Raw genomic sequence first — 13,693 nt, 5'->3', positions numbered from 1 at the left:
GAACGCGACGGCCGAGGCTTTTTCCCGGGTCTCTTGACCACCCGTTCATGATTCACCCCGGCCGCCCCGATCACACGTTCAGCCGCGGGCGGCACCGAGACCGAGCAGGACCGCGAGGCCGAGGGCGCTGCGCGGGGCGTACGGCACCCGCCAGAGCCCGCCGTGCGCCGCCCCGTACGCCTCATCCCGCCACGGCTGCTCGTGCGCCGGGCCGCCACCGGTACGCAGGTCGTGCACGAGCAGCGCGGCCATCAGGGTGTTGCTGGTGGCCGGGTCGAACACCTCGATGCCGAACCGGTGCGCGCCCGCGTATGCGGCGGCGAGTGCCCGGTTGCGCAGCACCGAGCGGGTACGCGTCGGTGGGGCGACCTTGAACGACACGGTCGTCCCGGCCTCGCGTGCCACCGTCGCCCGCCACCGTTGCAGCCGCTTGGCCAGGGCGTAGTTCGGGCCCTGCTGCGGCACCAGGCTGTCGTTGACGCCCGGGTCGGCGCCGGGCGGGTAGTTGCGGTGCAGCAGCCGGCCGCCGGAGAGCACGCGCAGCGACCTGCGGGCGAGGCCGCGCGCGGCGTACCCCCGCTCGGCGTGCTGCACCGCCTCGGCGGGGACGGCGTACACGTCGGTGGGTGTGGCGAGGAAGGCCAACGCCACGTCGTCGCGGCACTGTTGCAGGTGGCGGGTGAGCGCGTCGACGGCCATGGCGACCCGGACGTTGGTGGTGCCGTCGGCGTAGACGTAGTTGCCGAGCACGAGCCGGCCGTCCATGCCGAGCAGCCACTGCGCGGCCTGGGGGAGGCGGTGCAGCAGGTCCGCGCCGGCGCCGGCGGCGAGGGCCTGGTCGTCGTCGCCGGTGCCGGGGCGCACCGGCAGGTGCAGCCGGCCGGCGTACCGGCGGGCGGTGTGCAGCAGCCGCCGCCAGATGTCGGGCCGCGGCAGGTCCACCGCGACCACGTCGCCGCCCCAGCGCAGCACCGACGGCAGCGGGCCCATCTCGGCGCCGGCGCCGAGCACGACGATGCGCTGGTCGCGCAGGTCGAGCCAGTCGGGGTTGACCATGACGGCGCGGACCGCCTCGGCGCAGGACGGCTCGATCACCCCGGCGGTGACCCAGGTGTCGAGCCGGCGGTGCAGCTCGTCGCCGCGCAGCCGCTGGCCGCGGTACGGCAGCGACAGTTCCCGTTCGGGCTCGCCGGTGCCGGCGACGGTGGCGGTTTCCAGCGGCGGCTGCCCGGCGTCGGTGGTGGCGAAGACGTCGTTCAGCGGCGACTCCGCCCCGTCCGCACCGACGACCCGCATCCGGGCGTGCAGGGCGGCGAGACCGTCGCGGGCGATGCTCACCGCGGCGTCGCGGGAGAGCAGTCCCGCCTCGACGAGCCGGCGGAAATGGCCCACGTAGCCGTGCCGCCAGTTCGTCTCGTGCTCCGCCGAGCGCGTGCCGACCGGGTCGACCGCGCGCAGGGCGTCGGCGAGCACGGCGCGGCCCAGTGCCGTCGTGCTGCGCGTCCCGTCGGTCAGGGGAAAGACCACCCCGGTCGGACCCTCCACCGGCCACCGCCCTTCGTGTTCCGGCCGTGTGCCGGCCGCCGGTGTCACTGTGCCGCATGCGCCGCCGGGCCGCAGCAGCGCGACTTCGCCTGGACCATCGGTGTGGAGACGGGCCAGCACCCGTGCTGTGCTCACCGTGACAGGACGGCGACGATCTGCTGGTATCCACGGTGGCGTGCGTGTTGCAGCGCGTCGACGCCGTCCTTGTCGGGCAGGTGGACGTCCGCGCCGGCGGCCACGAGGATCTCCGCGATCTGCTGGTACGGCTTCGTTCCGTCGCCGAGGATGACGCATTCCAGCAGGGCGGTCCAGCCAAGGTTGTTGACGTGGTTGACGTTGATGCCGGTACGGACGACGCGGCGGACGTAGTCGACGTGGCCACGCTCGCTCGCCGGGATGACCGAGATCCCGCCGTACCGGTTCACGATCGTCAGATCCGGCCCCGACGGCAGCAGGACCTCGAGCATCGCCACGCTGCCGGTCACGCCCGTCACCAGCCACGGAGTGTCGTGCTGGTCGTCGAGCGCGTTCGGGTCGGCGCCGGCGTCGACGAGCACGCGGGCGGCCTCGACGTGGTCGTTCGCGACGGCCAGCAGCAACGCCGTACGCCGCCGCGTATCGCGGGTTTCCCGGTCGGCGCCGGCCGCCAGTGCGGCGCGTACGCCTTCCGTGTCGCCGGCGCTCGCCGCGGCGAGCAGGGCCTGGTCGGCGGGCGTGGTCATGCGTTCCTCCCAGAGTGGTGTCGGGTCGGGCCGCGTGCAGCCGGCCACGGTGAGGGTAAGGGTGAGGGACAGCAGGGTACGGCGCTTCACAGCCGGATCAGCTTCCGTTCGACGGCGGCGTGCACCGCCGCGGTACGGGAGTCGACGCCGAGCTTGGTGTAGATGTGGACCAGGTGGGTCTTGACGGTGGCCTCGCTGATGAACAGCCGCCGGCTGATCTCCTTGTTGGCATGGCCGCGGGCGAGCAGCGTGAGGATCTCCACCTCGCGGGTGCTGAGGGTGGTGCGCGGCCCGCGCATCCGGTCCATCAGCCGGGCCGCGACCGGCGGGGAGAGGACCGTCTGTCCGGCGGCGGCGGCGTGCACGGCGCGGAAGAGTTCCTCGGGCAGGCAGTCCTTGAGCAGGTATCCGGTCGCGCCGGCCTCGATCGCGCGCATGATGTCCTCCTCGGTGTCGTACGTGGTCAACACCAGCACGCGCGGCGGGTCCGGCAGGGCGAGGAGGTGCTCGGTGGCCGCGACCCCGTCGACTCCGTTGCCGAGTTGCAGGTCCATCAGCACCACGTCGGGGCGCAGCGCGGCGGACTGCCGGACGGCGTCGTCAGCCGTGGCCGCCTCGGCGACCACGGCCATGTCCGGCCGGGCGCCGAGCAGCGCGCGGAGGCCGGCGCGGACCACCGGATGGTCGTCGACCAGGATCAGCCGCAGCGGGGCCGTCATCGCGCCTCCCGCAGTGGCAGGCACACGGCGAGCGCGGTGCCCTCACCGGGTGCGCTTTCGATGGTGACCGTGCCGCGGAGGTGCGCTATCCGTTCGCGGATGCCGGTCAGCCCGAATCCGCTGGTGACCGCCGGGTCGAAACCTGTGCCGTCGTCGTACACGTCGAGCATCACTTCCTCGTCGCCGTAGGTCAGCGTCACCGCGGTCTGGTGTGCGTGTGCGTGGCGGCGGACGTTGGCCAAGGCGCTCTGCGCGACCCGTAGCAGGGCGACCTCGTTGTCGACGCCGAGCGGCACGACCGTGCCCGCCACGGTGAATCGGACCGGGGTGTCGGTGTCCCGCTCGGTCGCCGCGCACAACCGCCGTAGGGCGTCGGTCAACGAGGCGTTGTCGAGCGCCGGCGAGGCCAGCCCGCGGACGAAGCGGCGCGCCTCGGCCAGGTTCTCCCGGGCGGTCGCCGCGGCCTGCCGCACATGCCCACGCGCCTGCGCGGGCTCGGTGTCCCAGTCCTGGTCGGCCGCCTGCAGCAGCAGGTTCATGCTCGACAGGCCCTGGGCGAGGGTGTCGTGGATCTCCCGTGACAGCCGGGCTCGTTCCGCCAGCGCCCCGGCTTCGCGCTGGCTGCGATCCAGCTCATCGCGGGTGGCCAGGAGGTCGTCGAGCGCGTTTTGCCGGGCCCGGTTCTGCCGGTCCAGTTCGACGAAGACGGTGGTGGTGACGGCGGCGATGCCGACCGGCCCGAGCAGGAGGCTGGGGTCGAACCGGTCGGCGAGGCGGATCTGCGCGATCACGACCGCGGCGGTCAGCAGCCCGACCAGTGGCCAGACCGCGCGTTGGGGGAGTTGGCGCAGGCCCAGGAAGAACAGCGGGATCGCGCACCAGGCGAAGCTCGGCGCGACGAGCACCAGCGCGAGGAACGCGACAATCAGCGCCGCGAAGCGGGCTCCGGGCGCGAAACGGCCCAGCTCGTTCATCGCGTACGCGGCCAGTAGTACCCCGGCCAGCGCCAGCACGCCGACGGTTGCGGCTCCCCAGCCGTGGTGCGCTACATAACGGGAAGCGGAGGCGGCCAGCAGGAGCAGAAAGCCCCACCGCATCGCCGAGCGCAGCCGGTCCTCCCGCATTACCGCACCTCCTTCACGCCTTCCCGCTGATCTTGATGAATGCCCAGCGTACGGCAGGTCTCCGGCGGGCGAATCAACCGTCTGATGTATCGCGGTTGGATCCGGTGGGCCATGTCCGTTCCGCGGATCACGATCAGCCTGGGGGACGTCACCTCGACTCGACCGTCGAACAAGAGGAGCATTGGGATGATCAACGTCCGCCGCCGGGCCACGCTCGGCCTGGTCGCCGGCGCCGTGGCTGTGGCCACCGTCACCGGCGTCACCATCAATGCCAACGCCGCCGAGCCCGCGGTCGCGTACAGCGCCGCCGCTACCGCAGCCAGGAGCGACGTGGTCACCAACCCGTCACTCGACATCGACGCGGCGCTGCGCGCAGCCAAAGCGACACTCAAGGCGGCCGAGAAGGGCGGCCACCGTGTCACCGTCGTGGTCCTCGACCGATCGGGCACCGTCCAGGTACAGCTCAAGGGCGACGGCGCGGGCCCCCAGACGGCCGAGTCCGCGATTCGCAAGGCGTTCACGGCCGCTTCCTTCGGCCAGCCGACCTCCGCGCTCGCCGGCCGGGTCACCGGCCAGGGCGCCACGCTGCGCGACATCCCCGGAACGTTGTTCCTCGCCGGTGGCGTGCCGGTGACCGTCGGCGGTCAGATCGTCGGGGCCATCGGAGTCGGCGGCGCGCCGTCAGGCGACCTCGACGAGCAGTACGCCAACGCCGGGACGGACACCCTGCGCTGACTGGGGCCGGCAGGCGCCTCGCCCGCAGGTCCGCAGATCGTAGCCCAGGGGTCGACGGCTGCTGCCTGGCGCGAACGGCCCGCGAGCGCATTGCCGGCCGGTTCAGGTCACATTCCGCACACGGAGTGGTCACGACGTTCACGCTTGGGTATCGGCTCGGCCACGACGGGATCCGCCGCACTGTCCATCTGCGTCAATGACGGTGACGGATCCGGCACGCAACGGCCGGATCGCCGGCCCCCAACCTGTCGGGAGGATCCGATGGTCCACATGAGACGAACGCCGCTGCTGCTGGCGGCGCTCGCCATCACGATGACGGTCACCGCGTGCTCCACCGGGGGCGCGCAGCGAAGCGACACGGCCCACGCACCCGTCCGTCACCACGGCGACACGCCCTGGTCTGGCGGGGACGAAACCGCGACGGAGGACGATCCGCGCTCCACCTTCGGCGTCGACATCGACACCGCGTCCTACGGCTACGCCCGCCGGCTCATCATGGACGGACAACTGCCGGAGCAGACCGCGGTGCGGCCCGAGGAGTTCGTCAATTCCTTCCGGCAGGACTACACCGAGCCCGCCGGCGACGGCTTCGCCGTGCACGTCGACGGCGCCCGCCTCCCGGACACCCACGAGGCTTCCGGGCAGGTCCGGTTGATGCGGGTCGGACTGCAGACCCGTTCGGAGGACGAGGAGAGCCGACCCGACGCCGCCCTCACCTTCGTCGTCGACGTCTCCGGGTCGATGGATGAGCCCGGCCGGCTCGACCTCGTCAAGGACGCGCTGCACACGCTCGTGGACCAGCTGCGGCGCACCGACTCCATCGCCATCGTCGCGTTCAGCCACCGGGCCCGGGTGGTCCGGGAGATGACCCGCCTCTCCGACGCCGACAAGCTGCACGACGCCATCGACTCCCTCCAGACGGAGGACAGCACCAACCTTGAAGCCGGCCTGGTGCTCGGCTACCGGGTGGCCCGCGACGGCTTCCGCCCCGGCAAGACGAACCGGGTCATCGTGCTCTCCGACGGTCTCGCCAACACGGGCGCGACGAAGGCGGAGCCGATTCTGCGCCGGGTACGCGACGAGGCGGAGAAGGAGATCTCACTGCTCGGCGTGGGGGTCGGCAGCGAGTACGGCGACGAGTTGATGGAGCAACTGGCCGACAAGGGCGACGGCTTCGTGGTGTACGTCAGCGAGCGGGCCCAGGCCCGAAAGGTGTTCGCCCGACAGTTGCCGGCGACATTGAGCGTCCGGGCGCTCGACGCCAAGGTGCAGGTGAGCTTCGAACCGAAGACCGTGCGGTCCTACCGCCTCATCGGATACGACAACCGGGCGATCGACGATGAGGACTTCCGCGACGACCGCGTCGACGGCGGCGAGGTCGGACCGGGCCACAGCGTCACGGCGCTCTACGCCGTCCGGCTCGCCGACGAGCCGTCCCCGTCGGCCCGGGTCGCCGGCGTGCACGTGCGATGGACCGATCCTGGGAACCATGAGGCCGCCGAAGCGTACGAATCGGTAACTGTCACCGACCTGAACCGGGCTTTCCGGGACGCGTCCCCCCGGTTGCGGACCTGCTACGCGGCCGCCTACTTCGCCCAGGCGCTGCAGGATGGCCCCTCCGGCCGGGAGGTGCGCCTGGACGACCTGGCGGCGATCGCGGAGCGGGCGGGCGCAGCCACCGACGACGTGGAGGTGAAGGACCTCGCGAAGGTGATCCACCTCGCTGCCGAACTCCGCTGATCCCCGGCCGCGCTCGCAAAACCGCGATCAGCGCCGCTTGGTGGTGGCGTAGTCGCGCGGCCGCGTGCGATCGGGGTCGACCCCGACCAGTTCGGCGAAGGCCGGGTCGACGGCGAGCAGCGGGCGCGGCCCGAACACCGCCATCGCGGTCAGCAGCTCGTCTGTGCCGCGTTCGCTCCATACGGGCCGTTGCTCCGGCGCCAGCGCGGCGTAGGTGTGGCGCTGTCGGCGTAGCAGCCGCCGCGCGGCCGCGCCGGTCTCCGGCACCTCGCACAGCCACCAGCCGCCGAGCACGGTGGCCAGGCAGCACAGCAGCAGGCCCGCCATGGAGGCGGGACCGCCGGCATCGCGCACTTCGACCGCGCTGTCCAGCAGCCGGGTCACCCCGACGGCGGCGACCGCGAACAACGGCAGGGTGCCCAGCGCCACGCGACGCCGCTGCGCCGGGGTGAGCAGCCAGCCGTCGCGGACGAGCCGGCTCACCAGCCGGCGCAGCGCGCGGCCCACGCCGGGGTCGGCGAGCACCGCGGCCCAGGTCTGCGGCCGGCGCAGCGCGGCGTGCAGGGCGCGCACCAGCGGGGCGGACCGGGGTGGTGGCGGCCCGTCCACAGACAGTGTCGCCAGCTCGCCGAGGTGCACCAGGCCGACCCGGCGCAGCGCCGCCATGCCCACCTGGCAGGCCAACCCGGCCCGGTCGGTGAGGTACGCCAGCTCGACGGTCGACAGCGGCTCGCCGCGGGCCCGCCACCCGGCCAGCGCCCGCACGGACAACGCGATCGCGAGGGCCCCGGCCACCCCCGCGACATAGTCGAGCAGGAAGACCGGACCACTGACACCCCAGAGCATGCCGACAAGTATTCACGGCCTGCGACCGTGGTCAGCCGGCGTGGCGTACCTCGGTCTCCCAGATCTGCGCCCACGGCCGCCGCAGCCCGCGGCAGACGAAGATGGGCAACCCGTTCTCGTCGTTGTCGACATCGACCCGCTGGTCGATCCGGCCGGCCTCAGTAACCTCGGTGAACCAGCCCCGTAGCTGGTCGGGGTGGGCCCAGCCGACCGCGATCACCACGTCGGCGCCCTCGGGCGGTCGGCCGAACGCGACCATGCTGTTGTGCCCGGAGTACGCCCGCGGCAGCCCCCGCTGCGGCCCGTACCGGGCCACCGCGCCCGCCTCGCCGTAGTTGCCGGTCAGGATCACCGCGCGTTGCCGCTGCTCGGGCGGCAGGCCACGGTGGACGGCGGCGAGCGAGTCGGTGAACGCGGGCCAGCCGATGGTCTCGCCCGCGTCGTAGTTGACGTCGACCACGAAGCCGGGCAGCCGGTCGGCGGGCAGGACCGGCAGCAGCAGGATCACGCTGCCGGTCACCGCCACGGCGGCGCCGGCGGCGAGCAGCGCCTGCCGGGCCCGTATCAGGCCCCGGCCCGCCCAGTCGGTGGTGACCACCGCGCCGGCGGCGGTGACGACCAGCAGCAGCGGTGCGTCGTAGTAGCCCTTTCCGCCGGCGAGCAGCACGATGGCGAACACCACCGGCCAGGCCCAGCCGATCGCCCGGTACGCCTGCCAGGCCGGGCGGCGCAGCAGTGCCACCAGCCCGGCGATCCAGATCGGCACCGCGACCGGGCTGATGATGACCAGTTTCAACAGAATCGCGTCGAGGCGGCCGCTGTAGGAGCTGTCGCCGCCGGCGATCTGGGAGGCCACGGACAGCTGGGGGAAGCCGTGCGCGGCCTGCCAGACCAGGTACGGCGCGGCCAGCACGACGACGATGCCGGCGGCGGCGTGCACCCACCGGTCGCGCAGCAGCCGGCGCGGCCCGGCGATCGCCACCCCGGCCAGCAGGCCCACGGCGAGCAGGGCGGGCAGTAGCTTGTTGAGCATGCCGGCGCCCAGCGCCAGCCCGATGCCGAGGGCCCAGCGGCTGTCCCCGGTGCGCAGCATCCGCACCGCGCACCAGGCGGCGGCAAGCCAGACCAGCAGGTCGACCGTGGTGGTGCTGAGCAGGTGGCCGGGGGTGAGCACGATCCCCGCGACGGCGCCGAGGAACGCGGCGAGCAGCTGGGCGCCCCGGCCGCCGCCGAACTCCCGGGCGATCGCCGCGACCAGGACGACCGCCGCGCCGGCGATCAGTGCCGACGGCGTGCGCAGCACCACCAGGTTGCCGGGCGCGATGGTGTCCGCCAGCCGGGCCAGGGCCGGCACCAGGGGCCCCTGGTCGGCGTATCCCCAGTCGAGGTGACGGCCACAGAGCAGGAAGTACAGCTCGTCGCGGTGGTAGCCGTAACGGCCGGCGAGCAGCAGCAGCGCGGCGGTGACAGCGCCGCCGACCAGCCACGGGCCGGCCGTGCGGGGGCCGGGTGGCGGCGGCCCGGCGACCTTGGGCGGCGCTGGAGCAGCGTCGCGACGGTCCAGGTCGGTGGCGGGTTCGACCATGCGCCCATGATGGTCCATGCAGGTGCCACGCGCGGTCCCGTTCGCCGGTCCGCGGGATCACAGTTCGGGTACGGAGCGCTGGAAACCGGATCGCAGCGAGGCGGGCCGCCTCGCTAGTGTTCCCGGAATGCGGATTCGCGAGTTCACCGAGGCCGACTGGGCGCAGGTCTGGCCGATCGTCGAGGACGTCATCACCAGCGGGGAGACCTTCCCCTACGACCCGACGTGGCCCGCCGAGGTCGCCTACGACGTGTGGGTGGAACGACCGCCCGGCCACACGGTGGTCGCCGACGAGGGCGGGCGGATCCTCGGCACCGCCAAGATGGGCACCAACCGACCCGGCCCCGGCGCGCACGTGGCCACCGCCAGTTTCATGGTCGCCGCCCACGCCCGGGGCCGCGGCGTCGGCCGGGCCCTGGCCGAGTACGCCCTGGACTGGGCCCGCCGACGGGGGTACGCCGCGATGCAGTTCAACGCGGTGGTGGAGACCAACGATGCGGCTGTGGAGCTGTACCGGCGGCTGGGCTTCGCGGTGATCGGCACGGTGCCGGAATCCTTCGCCCACCCCACCCTGGGCCGGGTGGGGTTGCATGTCATGCATCGCCCTCTGTGACCGGTACGCAAGGATTGACGCATGAGAGCTGAGCCGATCGAGCTGGCCGCCGCCCTGGGGCGCTTCGACCAGTTGTGGAGCCCCCGCATCGTCGCCATCGTCAACGACTACGACGTACGGATCGCGAAGGTGGCGGGCGAGCACGTCTGGCACTCCCACGACCACACCGACGAGTTCTTCCTGGTGCTCGACGGCGAGCTGCGGATCGCTCTGCGCGACGGCGCGGACGGCGCCGAGCGGGAGGTGGTGCTGCCGCGCGGCGCGGTGTTCGTGGTGCCGCGCGGGGTGGAGCACCGGCCGTCCGCGCCGGACGGCGCGTCGATCCTGATGTTCGAGCCGTCGGGCACGTCCAGCGTGGGGGACCGGCACGACGAGGTCCCCGCCGACGTGGACGCCACCACCGGGCACCGGCTGTGACCGGGCCGGTCAGCGCCCCGCCGGCACCTGTTCCGGGGGTGCGGCCGGGGCGCTGACCGGCCAGCCCAGCCGGCGTACGCCGGGGACGGCGGCGGTGCCGACGCAGGCGAGCAGCACCAGCACGCCGGCTACGGCGAGGGGTGCGGACGGACCCCAGGCCCCGGCGGCGAGCGGGGCGAGGGCGTACCCGACCGGCATGGCGCCCAGCGACATCAGCCAGTCGTACGAGGTGACCCGGGCCAGCACCTCGGGCGGGAACTGGCCCTGCACGACGGTCTCCCAGACCGGGTTGAGGAAGCCGAGCGCGACCAGCGCGAGGCAGTACGCGCTGATACTCACCGGGGCGGGCGCGGCGACGGCGAGCAGCAGCAACGGCGCGGCGTACGTGGCCAGGGCCAGGTTGCCCAGCAGCACTGGCCGGCGGGGACGCATCCGGGCGGCGAGCAGCGATCCGACCAGCAGGCCGACCGCGCCGGCCTGCTGGAGCAGCACCCAGACGCCCTCCCCGCCGAGCCGGTCGACGGCGACCACCGGGCCGAGGGTGAGCAGCACCGCAGCGGCGCCGTTCCACACGCCGTGGGCGAGCATGCTCGACCAGTACCAGTCGCGGGAGCGGACCTCCCGCCAGCCCAGCACCAGGTCGGCCCGGAGCGGCCGGTGCGGGACGGCCACGTGCCGGACCCGGATGACCGACAGCAGCACGGCGCTGACGGCGAACGACGCGGCGTCCAGCACGAACGCCCAGCCGGGACCGGCGGCCCAGATCAACAGGCCGGCCAGGGCGGGGCCGGCGAGCCGGCTGGCGTTGCCGGCGGCGCCCATCAGTGCGTTCGCCCGTTGCCGGCCGTCGGTGTCGACGGTGCCCGCCACCAGTGGAGACGCGGTTGGCATGGCGAAGGCCGAGGCGGCGCCGCCGACGGCGGAGGCGACCGCGAGGTGGACCAGGGCGGGGGCGTCGCCGAGCAGTTCGACGCCGACGACGAGTTGGGCGGCGCAGCGCACCAGGTCGGTGGCGATGGCCACCCGGCGGGCGTCGAAGCGGTCGGCGACCACGCCACCGAGGGGTAGCAGGAGCAGCCGGGGCACCATCGCGCAGGCGAGCACCACCGCGAGCGTGCCGGTCGAGCCGGTGGCGCGGAGCACGGCCAGGGCCAGGGCGGTGGGCACGACGGCGTCACCGACGGCCGAGACCGTACGGCCGAGGAAGAGCAGGCGAAAGGCGCGCAGCCGGAGGGGATGAGTCACCCGGGAAGAATACTTAGACGTCGAATAGTTTGACAACGAATATTTCGGTGACGGCGTACCGTGGTGGGGTGACCGACCGCGACCGCACCGACCAGCACGTGGCACGCTGGCTGCCCGTCCTGCCCGACCTGGACCCCGACGTGGAAGGCGCGGTCACCCGCATGTCGGTCCTCACCCGGCACCTACGCGAGGTGAAGGACCGGGCCCTGGCCGAGCTGGACCTCCAAGAGAAGGAGTACGGCACCCTGCACGCCCTCGCCGGGCGGGGCGGCCGGGCGGCACCGTCAGAGCTCGCCGGCGACCTGCGCATGGCGCCCGCCTCGATCACCGCCCGGGTGGACGCGCTGGTCCGCCGCGGCTTTGTCCGACGGATCCCCTCCCCGGTCGACCGGCGGCGGATCGACGTCGAGCTGACCGACGCCGGCCGGGCAGCCTGGCGGCGCGCGCTCGGAGTGGTCGGCGACGAGGAGCACCGGGTACTCGGCGCGCTCATCCCGCAGGAGCGGCGACTGCTGTCGGACCTACTGCGCCGCGCCGCTCTCGCCGCCGAGCGTCCGCCGGCCCGGTCCTGACCGCTGCATTCTGTCCGTAGGCCGGTCTAGGGTGGCCGCGGACCAGAATTCGCACCTCCCGGAGGAGTCATAGCCATGACCACCCTGATCGACCGACCGAACACCGCCCTACTCGTCATCGACGTGCAGAACGGCGTCGTGGCGCACGCGCACGACCGGGACCGGATCGTCGCCAACATCGCGACCCTGGTCGACAAGGCGCGCGCCGCCGGCGTCGAGGTCGTCTGGGTCCAGCACAACAGCGAGGAGTTCCCCTCAGGCAGCGAGAGCTGGCAGTACGTGCCCGAGCTCGTGCGACGCGACGCCGAGCCGCTGGTGCAGAAGGCCTACGGCGACTCCTTCGAGGACACCGACCTGGAGGCGGTGCTCGCCGCGCGCGGCGTCGGCCGGCTCTTCGTGTCCGGCGCGCAGACCGACGCGTGCATCCGTTCGACCCTGCACGGCGCGATCGCCCGCGGCTACGACGCGACACTGGTCGGCGACGCCCACACCACCGAGGATCTCTCGTCCTACGGCGCGCCGCCGCCGGACCAGGTCATCGCCCACACCAACCTCTACTGGCGCTATCAGACAGCGCCCGGCCGGACCGCCGGCACGGTCGGCACCGCCGAGGTCGACTTCACCGCGGCCGTGCCCGCCTGAGCCGACACGCACGACCAGCGGCCACGGCGTCTACCGGCGGCCGTGACCGGAAAACCCGTTGACCATCCGGCGACGATCGGACGGTGACGACCTGGACTGTCTGCCTCACCCCGCCCGACGCCCCCGACGCGGCGATCCTCCTGCGCGAGTACATGGCGGAGATGGTCCGCCGCTGGTATGGCCGCCCGGAACGGCCGGAGGAGGTGACCGCGGCGCTGGCCGAGATGCCCAGCGACGACCTGGCCCCGCCCACCGGTGTGCTCCTGCTGGCCTGCCGCGACGGGCAGTTCGCCGCGTGTGCCGGCCTGCGCTGGCGTCCCCACTGGGCGGAACTCACCCGCGTCTACGTTCGTCCCGCGCAGCGTGGCACCGGCGGTGGAGCTACCCTGCTCGCCGCCGTTGAGGCGTACGCCCGGGCGGCCGGGGCGGACCGGATCCGGCTGGACACCCGTGCCGACCTCGTCGAGGCCCGCGCCCTCTACGCCCGCCACAGCTACCAGGATGCGGGCCAGTGCTCCGCCGATTAGGGCGGGGGTGAAGGTCCGCGTGGGAGGGTCGCCAAGGCCCGAGTGTGCTTTATCCCGGCTGGTTCTGCTGTTCGATGTACTGGTGCAGGACCGTCAGGGGTGCGCCTTGGACGGAGCCGGCGAAGTAGGAGCCGGACCATAGCCGGGTGCCGCGCCAGAAGTGGCGGCGGATGTTGGGGTAGTCGCGGCGCAGGTAGCGGGAGGACACGCCTTTGAGGGAGTTGACCAGCTTGGACAGGGTCACCTTGGGCGGGAAGTTCACCAGTAGGTGGACGTGGTTGTCCTGGCCGTTGAACTCGACCAGTTCGCACTCGAACTGTTCGCACACCTGGCGCATTACCTGTTCGAGGTAGCGCAGGTGTTCGTCGGTGAAGACTCGTGCTCGGTGCTTCGTGAGGAAGACCAAGTGGGCGTGGAGCAGGAAAGTGCAGTGTCTGCCGGTGCGAATGGGGTAGGTATCGGCCATAAACCAAGTGTATGATGTGGAGCGTGAAGGCGGACATGGGTCGGAAGTACCGGCTGTATCCCACCGGGGAGCAGGCGGATCGCTTGGCCTCGTGGGGGCACACGTGCCGCTGACTTTACAACACCGCGTTGGAGCAGCGCCAGTTCGCGTGGCGGCAGCGCAAGGTCACCCTTGGGGTGGCCGCCCAATGCGCCT

16 protein-coding genes are annotated in these 13,693 nt (G+C 72.8%); 8 read left to right on the top strand and 8 right to left on the bottom strand.

Features of this window, described 5'->3' with window-relative positions; genetic code table 11:
- Positions 1-78: 78 nt before the first annotated feature.
- The 4 genes from ACNAW0_RS12425 to ACNAW0_RS12410 all read right to left on the bottom strand — a co-directional run bounded on the left by ACNAW0_RS12425 (position 79) and on the right by ACNAW0_RS12410 (position 4,110).
- Positions 79-1,545: a hypothetical protein gene (locus ACNAW0_RS12425; protein WP_416287962.1), complete on the bottom strand. Its 1,467-nt coding sequence runs from the start codon at positions 1,543-1,545 to the stop codon at positions 79-81.
- A 131-nt stretch (positions 1,546-1,676) separates the two neighbouring features.
- A complete protein-coding gene (locus tag ACNAW0_RS12420) occupies positions 1,677-2,357 on the bottom strand; it encodes an ankyrin repeat domain-containing protein (RefSeq protein WP_416287961.1) in 681 nt (226 codons plus the stop codon).
- Positions 2,354-2,986: a response regulator gene (locus ACNAW0_RS12415; RefSeq protein WP_416287960.1), complete on the bottom strand. Its 633-nt coding sequence runs from the start codon at positions 2,984-2,986 to the stop codon at positions 2,354-2,356. Before ACNAW0_RS12415 ends, ACNAW0_RS12420 begins: the two co-directional genes overlap by 4 nt.
- The gene (locus tag ACNAW0_RS12410; RefSeq protein WP_416287959.1) at positions 2,983-4,110 is read right to left on the bottom strand and encodes a sensor histidine kinase; all 1,128 of its coding nucleotides are present in this window, start codon (positions 4,108-4,110) and stop codon (positions 2,983-2,985) included. The genes ACNAW0_RS12415 and ACNAW0_RS12410 overlap by 4 nt, the downstream gene beginning before the upstream one ends.
- A gap of 186 nt (positions 4,111-4,296) precedes the next feature.
- Here ACNAW0_RS12410 and ACNAW0_RS12405 point away from each other — a divergent pair, with 186 nt between their 5' ends.
- Positions 4,297-4,845 (top strand): GlcG/HbpS family heme-binding protein, encoded by a 549-nt coding sequence (locus ACNAW0_RS12405; RefSeq protein ID WP_416287958.1) that lies wholly within the window; start codon positions 4,297-4,299, stop codon positions 4,843-4,845.
- A gap of 270 nt (positions 4,846-5,115) precedes the next feature.
- Positions 5,116-6,585 carry a YfbK domain-containing protein gene (locus ACNAW0_RS12400; RefSeq protein ID WP_416287957.1) on the top strand — a complete coding sequence of 490 codons (1,470 nt, stop codon included), beginning with the start codon at positions 5,116-5,118 and terminating at the stop codon, positions 6,583-6,585.
- A gap of 27 nt (positions 6,586-6,612) precedes the next feature.
- Here ACNAW0_RS12400 and ACNAW0_RS12395 read toward each other — a convergent pair whose 3' ends face one another.
- Together ACNAW0_RS12395 and ACNAW0_RS12390 are read right to left on the bottom strand one after the other, a co-directional pair.
- The gene (locus ACNAW0_RS12395) at positions 6,613-7,431 is read right to left on the bottom strand and encodes a TIGR04222 domain-containing membrane protein (protein WP_416287956.1); all 819 of its coding nucleotides are present in this window, start codon (positions 7,429-7,431) and stop codon (positions 6,613-6,615) included.
- Positions 7,432-7,462: 31 nt separating this feature from the next.
- Entirely contained in the window at positions 7,463-9,016 is a 1,554-nt protein-coding gene (locus tag ACNAW0_RS12390; protein ID WP_416287955.1) for a glycosyltransferase family 39 protein, read from the bottom strand.
- Positions 9,017-9,143: 127 nt separating this feature from the next.
- Between ACNAW0_RS12390 and ACNAW0_RS12385 the strand changes: the two genes are divergently transcribed.
- Entirely contained in the window at positions 9,144-9,629 is a 486-nt protein-coding gene (locus ACNAW0_RS12385) for a GNAT family N-acetyltransferase (protein ID WP_416287954.1), read from the top strand.
- A 21-nt stretch (positions 9,630-9,650) separates the two neighbouring features.
- Positions 9,651-10,046, top strand: coding sequence for a cupin domain-containing protein (locus ACNAW0_RS12380; protein WP_416287953.1), 396 nt, complete (start codon positions 9,651-9,653; stop codon positions 10,044-10,046).
- Between the two features lie 9 nt (positions 10,047-10,055).
- On the opposite strand, the gene ACNAW0_RS12375 is transcribed toward ACNAW0_RS12380, so the two are convergent.
- A complete protein-coding gene (locus ACNAW0_RS12375; RefSeq protein WP_416287952.1) occupies positions 10,056-11,291 on the bottom strand; it encodes an MFS transporter in 1,236 nt (411 codons plus the stop codon).
- A gap of 68 nt (positions 11,292-11,359) precedes the next feature.
- Here ACNAW0_RS12375 and ACNAW0_RS12370 point away from each other — a divergent pair, with 68 nt between their 5' ends.
- From ACNAW0_RS12370 to ACNAW0_RS12360, 3 genes are all read left to right on the top strand, one after another.
- Positions 11,360-11,863 carry a MarR family winged helix-turn-helix transcriptional regulator gene (locus tag ACNAW0_RS12370; RefSeq protein ID WP_416287951.1) on the top strand — a complete coding sequence of 168 codons (504 nt, stop codon included), beginning with the start codon at positions 11,360-11,362 and terminating at the stop codon, positions 11,861-11,863.
- A gap of 75 nt (positions 11,864-11,938) precedes the next feature.
- A complete protein-coding gene (locus tag ACNAW0_RS12365) occupies positions 11,939-12,505 on the top strand; it encodes a cysteine hydrolase family protein (protein WP_416287950.1) in 567 nt (188 codons plus the stop codon).
- Positions 12,506-12,588: 83 nt separating this feature from the next.
- Positions 12,589-13,032: a GNAT family N-acetyltransferase gene (locus ACNAW0_RS12360; protein WP_416287949.1), complete on the top strand. Its 444-nt coding sequence runs from the start codon at positions 12,589-12,591 to the stop codon at positions 13,030-13,032.
- Positions 13,033-13,081: 49 nt separating this feature from the next.
- Here the strand turns inward: ACNAW0_RS12360 and tnpA are convergent, their stop codons facing one another.
- Positions 13,082-13,498 (bottom strand): IS200/IS605 family transposase, encoded by a 417-nt coding sequence (tnpA, locus tag ACNAW0_RS12355; RefSeq protein WP_416287948.1) that lies wholly within the window; start codon positions 13,496-13,498, stop codon positions 13,082-13,084.
- A gap of 11 nt (positions 13,499-13,509) precedes the next feature.
- Between tnpA and ACNAW0_RS12350 the strand changes: the two genes are divergently transcribed.
- Positions 13,510-13,611: a helix-turn-helix domain-containing protein gene (locus ACNAW0_RS12350; protein ID WP_416287947.1), complete on the top strand. Its 102-nt coding sequence runs from the start codon at positions 13,510-13,512 to the stop codon at positions 13,609-13,611.
- The last annotated feature ends 82 nt before the right edge of the window (positions 13,612-13,693 follow it).

Source organism: Micromonospora sp. SL1-18 (genome assembly GCF_047921505.1).
In the GTDB taxonomy this organism is placed as follows: Bacteria; Actinomycetota; Actinomycetes; order Mycobacteriales; family Micromonosporaceae; genus Micromonospora.
This window is presented reverse-complemented; position numbering and strand designations above follow the sequence as displayed.

Excerpts from the sequence above, each read along its gene's own strand:
- ACNAW0_RS12415 (WP_416287960.1), bottom strand. The coding sequence starts at position 2,986 with ATGACGGCCCCGCTGCGGCTGATCCTGGTCGACGACCATCCGGTGGTC.
- ACNAW0_RS12410 (WP_416287959.1), bottom strand. The coding sequence starts at position 4,110 with ATGCGGGAGGACCGGCTGCGCTCGGCGATGCGGTGGGGCTTTCTGCTC.
- ACNAW0_RS12405 (WP_416287958.1), top strand. The coding sequence starts at position 4,297 with ATGATCAACGTCCGCCGCCGGGCCACGCTCGGCCTGGTCGCCGGCGCC.
- ACNAW0_RS12400 (WP_416287957.1), top strand. The coding sequence starts at position 5,116 with ATGAGACGAACGCCGCTGCTGCTGGCGGCGCTCGCCATCACGATGACG.
- ACNAW0_RS12395 (WP_416287956.1), bottom strand. The coding sequence starts at position 7,431 with ATGCTCTGGGGTGTCAGTGGTCCGGTCTTCCTGCTCGACTATGTCGCG.
- ACNAW0_RS12390 (WP_416287955.1), bottom strand. The coding sequence starts at position 9,016 with ATGGTCGAACCCGCCACCGACCTGGACCGTCGCGACGCTGCTCCAGCG.
- ACNAW0_RS12385 (WP_416287954.1), top strand. The coding sequence starts at position 9,144 with ATGCGGATTCGCGAGTTCACCGAGGCCGACTGGGCGCAGGTCTGGCCG.
- ACNAW0_RS12380 (WP_416287953.1), top strand. The coding sequence starts at position 9,651 with ATGAGAGCTGAGCCGATCGAGCTGGCCGCCGCCCTGGGGCGCTTCGAC.
- ACNAW0_RS12365 (WP_416287950.1), top strand. The coding sequence starts at position 11,939 with ATGACCACCCTGATCGACCGACCGAACACCGCCCTACTCGTCATCGAC.
- tnpA (WP_416287948.1), bottom strand. The coding sequence starts at position 13,498 with ATGGCCGATACCTACCCCATTCGCACCGGCAGACACTGCACTTTCCTG.
- ACNAW0_RS12350 (WP_416287947.1), top strand. The coding sequence starts at position 13,510 with ATGATGTGGAGCGTGAAGGCGGACATGGGTCGGAAGTACCGGCTGTAT.